A 9,013-nucleotide genomic window follows, 5' to 3' on the forward strand; every position below is an offset into this window, starting at 1 on the left:
GCATAATAAAGTGCTCTTAATACCGCCTGTATTTCCTTAAAATACTTGCTTTTTCGCGCAGACAAATCAGAGCATAGCGAAAGCAACTCCATTGTGTACTTGTTAAATCCATTGGAGAAAGTTCTTCTATAGTGATTTCCAATTTACTGAAGCATTGAGATACGGGTAAACCATGGACTGCCGCTATCCTGGAAATATCCAGTATCACAGATTCCACTTGAGCATAGTTTTGCATGCTTGAGATCTGGTAAATCAAGGAGTCTACCATCTCATTTATTGTCATCTTTTTATTAATGGAATAGGTCATTCTTTGATATACATCTTAAGATATTGGTTAAAACTCGCCTCTATTAACTGATAATCTGCGGGTATCTCTGCATCACTTCCATGGTAAGTTACCAGTCTTGTTCCACTTGGTTTGTTATCTAGTATTTTGTAAAAGATATTGGCGTAATAATTATACAAACTTGCTGAATACTGTATAGAATTATCAATTCGTCCATAGGTGTACAGGTTTTCAGCAAAGGAATTGAAAAAGTACAGGCCATTATAATTACTGAAATCGAGCTCAGTGAAATTACCATGCATGAAGTGTATATTGAGTTCAGAAGGACTGTTTTTCCTGGACATCAGCGCAATTTCATGGAGATCCCTTCGTTGTTCAATACCATAGAAATCACAATCTGGATAACGCTGGGCAGCAGTAATACAAAATTTTCCGATACCACTGCCAATATCAATGATCTTGCTATTTGGTTTATCACTGAGAAAGGCTGCGGAGGCCATAATTACATCCACAGGGCTCCAATGAATACGGGAGAGCTTCTTCATTCTAGGAGATAGCTGGCTATCATAGATCTCGTCGTTTGAATAGTGTGTTGTAGAAAGAGTTGAAGTGCTCATGTCTTAATTTGTTATGGCGAATTTAAGGCAAGGAGTCAATGGATTCCACAACAAAAGATCACTAAAAAAAATGATAAAAGTCATTATTTGAAGTAGGATTGCATGGGATTGATTACTCTTTCTAGCATCAAAGCCTACATATGGGTTTGTCTTATAGCCATATCAGGACGTGACAAGACTTCCGACATTTGTGTGTTGATAGGGCGTTGATAGGGCGTTTATAGGGCCTTGCTAGGGTCTTAGTAGGGCTAATTACCCTATCAAAGCCTTGGAGACGCCCTAGAAAGGCCTTCTTATCTAATGGTTAACCCGCTTAAACATTTTTCAGCGCTGGAAAAAGAAACATTAAATATCAATTCTAGATTTATTGATGTAAAGAACGTTATCTAATATTTTGTAATTTGGGCGGGKGGAAAGTATAAGCGTGCTATCAACCCCGACCTAAAATAATAAAAATGAAAAAAATATTAGTTATTCTATTGTCCCTCATGGCTAATTTAAGTTTTGCCCAAAGAGGAGAGAAGCCAAATGTTATCTATATATATGCTGATGACCTTGGCTACGGCGATTTGAGTTGTTATGGTGCTACCCGAATAAAGACACCAAATTTAGATAAACTTGCTGCATCTGGTATCCGTTTTACTGATGGACATTGTACTTCGGCCACATGCACACCTTCACGTTATGCTTTAATGACCGGTGAGTATCCATGGCGTAAAAAAGGAACTGGCATTTTGCCGGGAGATGCCGCATTAATTATACCTACCGATAAAACTACCTTACCTAATCTCTTTAAAAAAGCAGGCTACCAAACTGGTATTGTGGGTAAATGGCATCTGGGACTTGGTGATGCCGTTGCGAAAGATTGGAATAATGAAATTAAGCCTGGACCAAATGAGGTTGGTTTTGGTTATTCCTTTATCTTTCCGGCTACAGCCGATCGTGTCCCTACTGTTTTCCTGGAAAATCATAATGTGGTTGCATTGGATCCTAAAGATCCGATAAGTGTTAATTATGTAGAGAAAGTGGGTGATGAGCCAACGGGTAAAGAACATCCGGAGTTGTTAAAATTGCAATCTTCGCCAGGGCAGGGCCATAACAATACGATTGTGAACGGGATTGGCCGTATTGGTTACATGAGTGGAGGAAAACTTGCACGCTGGGTGGATGAGGAGGTTTCTTCAACCTTTTTAATCAAGGCCAAGGATTTTATTCAAAAAAATCAAAAAGATCCCTTCTTTTTATATTTTGCTTTAACCGAGCCTCATGTACCACGGATGCCTGCAACAATGTTTCGTGGCAAAAGTGGTTTAGGTTTACGCGGAGACGCTATTTTACAGTTGGACTGGACCGTGGGAGAGATTATTAAACAGTTAAAGGAAGCTGGACTGGACAAAAATACCATGATTATTTTTTCAAGTGATAATGGCCCCGTCCTGGATGATGGTTATGAGGACGAAGCAGTGACCAAACTAAATGGCCATACACCTACAGGTGCTTTTAGGGGTGGGAAATACAGCATATTGGAAGCTGGAACCAGAGTGCCATTTATTGTAAGCTGGCCAGGAAAAATAAAGCCACAACAGGTTTCTGCAGCTACTGTAAGCCAGATTGATTTATTAGCCTCATTCTCAGCACTGCTCGGCCAGCCGATACCCGCAGGAGATGCACCTGACAGCGAAAATACCATTGATGTATTTCTTGGTCAATCTAAAAAGGGAAGGTCTGTCTTGATAGAACATGCAAATACGCTTTCGATAGTAAAAGATGGCTGGAAGTATATTGAGCCTGGTGATGGGCCAGCCTATAACAAGCTGGTGGGCATAGAAATGGGCAGTTTAAAAGAGGCGCAGCTGTATAACCTGAAAACTGATGAGGCAGAGAAAAATAATCTTGCTGCCAAATATCCAGATAAAGTGAAAATGCTTAAGGGTTTATTGACGACTATAAAAGATAAACCCTGAGAAAGTATGTTAAGCTATTGCTTTCGCAATTGTTAAGCAATCTCGTGAGCAATAGCTAAGCGGGTGTTCATGTCCTATACTGAAATACGTTTACAGATTTAAAAGCTAAAAAAGAGAGAGTACAAACAGGCAAAAAATGATAATTCTTTCTGTGTGACCAAAGAAATAACTTCGAAGAAGTCTCAGTGCCTTTCGCATGTGCTGTTCAACGGTGTTTTCGGAAATATGCAACTCTGAAGCGATTTCTTTGTTCGTGAGATGATGGTTGCGGCTAAGGTTAAAAACGCTTCTGCATCTTAACGGGAGCTTTTCTATCTGAAATATCAGCTGTTGTTCCAGTTCTTTGGATTCAATTGTCTGTAAAGTGGAATTGTCTGTTTCTGTAAAAATATGAGAGCTATGTTCCTCATACCTTTTTAACAGTTTTTCTCTTCGGTAATGATCTATGATCTTATGTTTAACAATGGTATACAGAAATGCAGAAAGGTTGATAATTTGATTGGCCGTTTTTTTCCTGGTAAATAATGTCAAAAAAGTTTCCTGAATAATTTCCTCAGATAACTCTCTGCTCCGGGTTTTGCTCAATGCAGCCGACAGCAAACCGACAGCATACCTTTTGTATAGCACTTCAAAAGCATTATCCGCTCCATTCTGCCATAGCAATATCAATTCTGCATCACTAAGCTCCACAGGCATAACTCTATATTTGGTCAACGAAAATCCTCAAAAATTAATTATCAGTGCAGGCGAAAGATGCCTGTATCCATTAATACGAAAATAAGCAACATAATTATCATAACTGTCCTTTACTATCCTGCCCTGTCATTGGGTAAATCAGCCAAGTGATACATGAATCTAAAAAAAAATAAAGAAGGGATAACGGTTGGATAATTTTCGTACGTCTTACCATTATAAGCACACCCCGATAGATCATTTATGGATAGCGAAAGGTTACAATATTTATTTGAACGATATCAGGCTTCCAGCTGTACTGAGGAGGAGTTGGAGGAACTTAATGACTGGTACGAAAAATTAGGTGCTGGCAATGGGCAGATTGAGCATTGGATTAACCAGGCAGGAGGTGAGGAGCAGTTGACAGAAGAGTTGTATCGTAATTTTAACAAAAGGAAAAATATACAAAAGAGACATCAGCTGTCTAGCTGGTCGTGGAAAGTATCAGCCGCCGCGATTTTGATTTTGCTTGGTACAGGACTTTTGTTTTACAAGTTTTTCCCCGGCCGCTCAGAGATTCCTGCTGAACTAGCGCAGGTTCCGATACCGCCAGGAAAGAACAAAGCAATGCTAACACTCGCTGATGGAACAAAAATTATTCTTGATGAAAGTAATAATGGAGCGATTTTCCACAAGAATGGGGTTTTGATTACTAAAACGGATAGCGGAAGTTTGGTCTACCATAATGAAAAAAATCCGGTAGTTACATCAGATAAAATGGCCTATCATACCTTATATGTACCAAGAGGAGGGCAGTATAAGGTAAAGCTGCCTGATGGAACTAATGTTTGGATGAATTCTGAATCTACACTTTACTTTCCAATTACTTCTAATGGGAAAGATCGTCAGGTACGTTTAACCGGAGAGGCTTACTTTGAGGTAGCTCATAATAAGCGACAGCCTTTTAAGGTACAAACCGGAGATCAGTTGGTAAGTGTATTGGGGACTCATTTTAACGTAAARGGATATCCAGGGGATGCTGATATTGCCACCACCTTATTGCAGGGCAGTGTTCGTATTAGTAAGTTGTCCACCGGTCAAGCCAAAATGCTGCTACCCGGTCAGCAATCGAATCTTAAAGAAAGCGGAAAAGATATTGAAATCGCTTATGTCAAAACCGATCAGGCAATTGCCTGGAAAAACGGTTATTTTTTGTTTGACAACCAGGATATTAAAAGTGTGATGAAGACTATCAGCCGTTGGTATAATGTAGATATTACCTATAACAATCGCTTAGGGAATGACCGGTTTGGAGGTACTTTCTCCAGAAATGCAAACCTGTCTGAGCTCCTTGCAAACCTACAGGAACTTGGGGGTGTCCGTTTTCAGGTTACCAACCGAAATATCATTGTCAGTAGTAGCCAATAAATTTTATATAACTAAAGCTAAAGAAAGGAGTAAGATGTGTAATTACTAATGAAAAATTAGGACACCAAGAACCAAGGACGTTTGAGCCGCCCTTGGTATGCCAGAGTGAACTGGAGCGGAGGTCTGATCAAACTAAACGAATAATTTAAAAAACCAACCAACCAAATGTATAAAAAAAATACTGAAATAGTTTTCAGGAGGGATTCCTGTATGTTTCGACTAATATCCCTAAAGATGAGACTAACCTATATGTTATTGTTTTTTAGTGTTTTTCAGCTCAGGGCCGAAAGCTTTGCGCAGAAAATAAGTATATCTGTTCAGAACGCACAGATAACGGATGTCATCTCCGAGCTTAAGAAGCAGACAGATTTTGATTTCCTTTACAACAATGCCACGCTAAAAAATGCTAAACCGGTTACTCTGGATATTAAAAATCTCGATCTGAAAAAGGTTCTGGATCTTTGTTTTGAAAAACAACCGTTTGACTATAAAATCAGAAATAAAACGGTACTGATTACAGCTAAAAGGCGTTGGGATAATACGCTCTGGCCAGCTGTTGAAAAATGGCAGGTGCTTAAGGGGGTTGTCAGGGATTCTGCCACAAATGAAACGCTGATAGGGGTGTCAATCATGGTTGAAGGAACAAAGACAGGGGCGGTAACTGATAAGGATGGTAATTTTACCATCAGCCATCCCGAGCCAAATTTTGTTTTGGTGATTTCCTATTTAGGTTATCGTACCGAAAAGATATCCATTAGCGGTCAACAATCTATCGAGATTAAAATGAGTAAGATGAACACCAGCCTGAATGAGGTTGTTGTTGTGGGCTATGGTACAAGAGTTAAAGGGGCAATCACTGGTGCCATTTCAACGGTCAAGTCTGATGTATTTGAGAATCGCCCGCTTAACAATAGCCTGGATGCATTGCAGGGTACTGTACCCGGATTGACAATTACTAAGGGTAGCGGACAACCTGGAAATCAAAGCTACKGCATTAAAATCCGTGGCTATTCTTCAGTAAACGAAAGTAATCCWCTGATGTTGATTGACGGTATCCCTGGTGATATTGATAACATCAATCCAAATGACATTGCTGAAATCTCTGTGCTAAAAGATGCTTCTGCGGCCATTTACGGCGCGCGCGCGGCAGATGGAGTGATCATTGTAACCACAAAAAAAGGAAAAAGCGGAAAACCGGAAATTACCTATAGTGGTACAGTAGGTCTGAAAACGCCGACTTACCTTAGGAAGATTCAGAACACGCTGGAATATGCTGAATTTATGGATGAGGGCCTTCGTAACGCTGGTATCAATGGGTTTCCACAAGAGGTATTTGATAAAATCAGGGCCAATGCAGCACCAGAACTTGATGGTGGCTGGAATTATGGAATCACTAGCTATCCTGGTTTTTATGGTTATACGGACTGGAACAAAGAAATCTATAAAAATTCTACTCAGCAACTACATAACCTTTCCATATCAGGTGGCGGGGAAAACAATAATTATGTAGTATCTATGGGCTACAATAAAGATGAAGGATCACTCCGGTTCGGAGAAAACAATTCKGAAAGGTATAACCTTCGACTCAACTATGATTTTCGACTGACCCCTAAGTTCAACTTTGAAACAAGAACCAGTTTTGAGAATAAGTCTACCATTACACCAACTATGCTTGGAAATGCGCTGACCAATGTTACCCGCCAGTTCCCATATCAGCCGGTGCGCAACCCAAATGGGCAGTTCTATGGCTACCAAGGGTATGAAAATCCGGCGCAGTCACTGGAAGAGGCAGGCACTCAGCGTGGAAGCTCCTCCAGGTTTGCCACCAATTTTAAAGCTGATTACACCCTTCTAGAGGGACTTAAATTAATCGGACAGGCAGCTATAAGACTGGATTACCTCAATGACAATGGTACCAACAGGACCTTTACAAGGTACAATTATGTGGGTGACATTCAGGACATCAGAAACACACCGAATTCCGCCTCTTATCTTAATCTGAAAACATTAAATAAATTGTATCAGGTATACCTTGACTATAACAGGCAGCTGGGGGCTGATCATAGAATAAACTTTACGGGGGGAGGATCGATTGAAAAAACCAAAATCGAAGGCCAGACAACCTATGGTTATAATTTTATAGGCAATGACATCTTTACCTTAAATCTTGCTGACAGAACGAAAGCTGCTTATGCAAACTTTACTGGTAGACTAAGCAATCAGGCACTAGGCTCGTACTTTGGCAGGTTCAGTTACTCTTTCAGGGATAAACTGGTTTTAGACCTTACGGCACGTGCTGACGGTAGTTCCAAATTCTCACCGGATAAGCGCTGGAGTGCGGTATTCCCATCAGCTGCACTGGCCTACAATTTATCTGAAGAAAGTTTTATCAAGTCACTCAATACTTTTGATCTGTTAAAGCTCAGGGCATCCTGGGGTAAAATGGGTAACCAGGAAATTGGGCTGTTGGGTCTGTATGATTACATACCCTTGATCTCCATTGGTGGAAATTATCCTATAGGTAGTCCAAATTCGGGGTTAACCGGGGCCAATGCTAATCCAGCGTCTACAGATAGAACCTGGGAAACAATTGAAAATAAAAATATAGGTATCGATGTGGCACTACTTAGTTCCAAACTTAATTTTTCGTTTGATTATTATAATAAAACGAATAATGATATGTTGGTTGACATTGCTGTTCCTGCAACTTATGGCGGTACCGCACCTTCCTCAAACCAGGGAAAGTTGGTCACCAAGGGATTTGAAACCTCAGTCACCTGGAAAGACCAAGTGGGTGCTTTTCGTTACAGCGTATCGCTACAGCTTAGTGACAGCAAGAACAAGTTGGTGGAACTGAAAAATCTGGACAATTATCAGGAAGGTCTTAATAAATTCAGACAAGGTTATGGCATCTGGTCTTATTTTGGTTATGTGTACGAGGGTATCATTCAAAATCAGGAACAGCTGGATAACTACAAAAAGCTTACGGGTGTTCCTGCCCGCGTAGCCATTGGTGATGTAATGTATCGTGATGTTGACGGGGATGGAAAGTTGACTGCTTTTGGCGACAAATCAAAGGGTCTTAATGGTGATATGGTTTATCTCGGTAACCTGATTCCCAGGTATACCTTTTCTTCTAACATTAGCATAGGATTTAAACAATTAGACCTTCAGATGTTTTTGCAGGGCGTAGGAAAGAGAGATGTAAGGTATGAGGGTAACATTGCTACCCCAAATACATTTTACTGGCCTTCGCTTTCTTACTACAATGGAAAGACCTGGACGCCAGAGAGAACGGATGCTAAATTTCCACGATATCTTCCTGGTGGTGTAGGTTATGATGACATCAGAAGTTATGATTATCGCGCTTCATCTCTCACGATGCAGAATGTAGCCTATTTAAGGTTTAAGGTGATTACCCTGGGGTATAACCTGCCGGCCAGTGTTGCCAACAGTTTAAAAATGAAAACTGCCAGAATATTCTTCAGCGGTCAGGATCTTTTTACCATTTCAAAAGGAACATTTGGAGGGAACTTTGATCCGGAGGATGGCTTCAGGAATGAGGGAACTTATCCTTTCAATAAAGTGTATTCGCTGGGTCTTACTGTTAAATTTTAAACGCAAGCTTTATGAAACTTAAATATATTAATCATAGGAAATTATTAATTGCAGGTGTGTTTATCCTTGCTGCGCTTTTAAACGGATGCAAAAAAGACCTTAACCTGGTTTCGGAGGACAGTATCACTGATGCTACATTCTGGAAAACGGGTGCAGATTTTAAGCTGGCTGCAAATAATCTATATAACGGACTTGACCGTTTTGGCTTTGAGGATACTGAATCAGATATAGCATTTAATTTTCCAAATTCGGTAAGTAACGGAAACCTGCAGCCTGCAGAGTCAGTGGTACTCTGGACAGACAGCTATGGCTATATTCGGTCATCGAACAACATCATTGAAAAAGGATCGGCAAGTACAGATGCTGAAATAAAAAGATATGTGGCAGAAGCCAAATTCTTCAGGGCATGGTACTACTGGAAGTTACTG

6 protein-coding genes and 1 pseudogene are annotated in these 9,013 nt (G+C 40.3%); 4 read left to right on the forward strand and 3 right to left on the reverse strand.

Annotation, left to right across the window (positions count from 1 at the left end; genetic code table 11):
• Positions 1 to 16: 16 nt before the first annotated feature.
• Positions 17 to 307, reverse strand: a complete 291-nt coding sequence (locus AC1DG9_RS18120) for a hypothetical protein (protein WP_172660058.1) — start codon at positions 305 to 307, stop codon at positions 17 to 19.
• On the reverse strand, positions 304 to 903 hold the full coding sequence (locus AC1DG9_RS18125; protein ID WP_172660059.1) for a methyltransferase domain-containing protein: 600 nt from the start codon (positions 901 to 903) through the stop codon (positions 304 to 306). Before AC1DG9_RS18125 ends, AC1DG9_RS18120 begins: the two co-directional genes overlap by 4 nt.
• 455 nt (positions 904 to 1,358) lie before the next feature.
• On the opposite strand from AC1DG9_RS18125, the gene AC1DG9_RS18130 reads away from it, so the two are divergent.
• The gene (locus AC1DG9_RS18130; RefSeq protein ID WP_172660060.1) at positions 1,359 to 2,867 is read left to right on the forward strand and encodes a sulfatase family protein; all 1,509 of its coding nucleotides are present in this window, start codon (positions 1,359 to 1,361) and stop codon (positions 2,865 to 2,867) included.
• Positions 2,868 to 2,972: 105 nt separating this feature from the next.
• Here the strand turns inward: AC1DG9_RS18130 and AC1DG9_RS18135 are convergent, their stop codons facing one another.
• On the reverse strand, positions 2,973 to 3,581 hold the full coding sequence (locus AC1DG9_RS18135) for an RNA polymerase sigma factor (protein WP_288879135.1): 609 nt from the start codon (positions 3,579 to 3,581) through the stop codon (positions 2,973 to 2,975).
• A gap of 222 nt (positions 3,582 to 3,803) precedes the next feature.
• Here AC1DG9_RS18135 and AC1DG9_RS18140 point away from each other — a divergent pair, with 222 nt between their 5' ends.
• From AC1DG9_RS18140 to AC1DG9_RS18150, 3 genes and pseudogenes are all read left to right on the forward strand, one after another.
• Entirely contained in the window at positions 3,804 to 4,967 is a 1,164-nt protein-coding gene (locus tag AC1DG9_RS18140) for a FecR family protein (protein ID WP_337716778.1), read from the forward strand.
• Positions 4,968 to 5,201: 234 nt separating this feature from the next.
• Entirely contained in the window at positions 5,202 to 8,585 is a 3,384-nt protein-coding gene (locus tag AC1DG9_RS18145) for a TonB-dependent receptor (RefSeq protein WP_477634995.1), read from the forward strand.
• An 11-nt stretch (positions 8,586 to 8,596) separates the two neighbouring features.
• Positions 8,597 to 9,013, forward strand: a pseudogene (locus AC1DG9_RS18150) (hypothetical protein); the annotation flags it as partial.

Source organism: Pedobacter sp. 05L430 (assembly GCF_056397585.1).

Excerpts from the sequence above, each read along its gene's own strand:
- AC1DG9_RS18125 (WP_172660059.1), bottom strand. The coding sequence starts at position 903 with ATGAGCACTTCAACTCTTTCTACAACACACTATTCAAACGACGAGATC.
- AC1DG9_RS18120 (WP_172660058.1), bottom strand. The coding sequence starts at position 307 with ATGACCTATTCCATTAATAAAAAGATGACAATAAATGAGATGGTAGAC.
- AC1DG9_RS18130 (WP_172660060.1), top strand. The coding sequence starts at position 1,359 with ATGAAAAAAATATTAGTTATTCTATTGTCCCTCATGGCTAATTTAAGT.